The organism is Pseudoalteromonas sp. MMG006, from assembly GCF_018101025.1.
In the GTDB taxonomy this organism is placed as follows: Bacteria; Pseudomonadota; Gammaproteobacteria; order Enterobacterales; family Alteromonadaceae; genus Pseudoalteromonas.
On the sequence record NZ_JAGJEJ010000047.1, the window covers coordinates 1 to 1,279 of the forward strand.

At 38.5% G+C, this 1,279-nt stretch carries 1 protein-coding gene; it reads right to left on the bottom strand.

Annotated elements, in window-relative coordinates:
• Window positions 1-28: 28 nt before the first annotated feature.
• Window positions 29-1,263 (bottom strand): IS3 family transposase gene (locus J8L73_RS19115; RefSeq protein ID WP_211019459.1). Its coding sequence is split into 2 segments (ribosomal slippage): window positions 29-912 and window positions 912-1,263, totalling 1,236 coding nucleotides; the frame shifts between segments, so codons are not numbered across the junction.
• Window positions 1,264-1,279 lie beyond the last annotated feature (16 nt).

Sequence of the window (1,279 nt, forward strand, 5' to 3'; positions counted from 1 at the left end):
TGTCCCGTCCTGAAATAGGTTGACGGTTTTAATGAAAGACTTGGTGCGAAAGCGCCAGGTCTTTTTTATGCACTTGATTTGGTGTTTTCATATCCAAACTTAAGTGCGGTCGCATTTCATTGTATATAAATATCGATTCTTCAACGAGCTGTTTTAACTCTGCCATATTGCGACATTTATACAGTAAAAACTCTTGCTTTAATATCCCATTAATACGCTCTGCTAAGGCGTTTTGATAACAGTCATACCCATCGGTCATCGATGGTCTAATGCCCTCTTTTAATAGCGTATTTTGATATACTTCAGAGCAATATTGTAAACCTCTATCTGAATGATGAATGGCATCACGTTTATATACGCGTTGCTTAATTGTCATTTCTAATGCTTTGACTACATCGGTTGCTTTCATTTCATCACTCAGCTCATAACCCATTATTTTTCGACTGTAGGCATCAGTGACTAACGATAGGTAATGCACGCCTTGCGCTGACTTTACGTATGTAATGTCACTAACGAAGACTTCCTCGGCCGCAGTAGGCGTGTATTCTTTTAGTAAATTAGGATGCTTGCGCATCCAATGGTTACTGTTTGTTGTTTTAGTATAATTTTTCTTTGGTTTTACAAGATAGTCATGCTCTCTCAAATAGTCAAAAAAACAATCACGGCCTAGTTTTATACCACGCTCTTGCAGCTCTGGCTTTATCATCAAATAAAGTTTCTTCCCACCAATACGAGGCATGAATTGCCTCCAATACATCACTAACTCTTTGACTGGCTTCAACGCTTTATCCCGAGCATCTATCCTGCGCATAGCTTGATAATAACCTTGCCGTGTTATGCCGTATGCACGGCACAACGAAGTAAGCTTTACTTGCTGGTTTTCTTTTGCGCGCGTGATAGCTCGGATATGTACTTTTTTCGCAAGCCTGCTCCGTATTCTTCATCCATTATATTAATCATTTCATCTTTGATTAAATCCTTTAGGCGTAACTCTTCTATCTCGCGCTCTAAACGTTTAATTTTTTGTGCTGGGGTTTCTTTCGATTTAGGCATGTTGGCTATATAAGTTGGTTTAGACCAATCTAATTTACCATGTTTTCGCAACCATACCAGAACGGTACTACGACCTTGAATGCCGTAATGACTTTGCGCTTGTTTATATGTGAAGTCGCCTTTTTCTACTTGCTCAACAATAGATAATTTAAAGCCTAATGTATAATCTCGCTGAGTACGCTTAACGTCTTTAGTTTTAGTGGTTTTCATAAAATAAGTCCTAAAT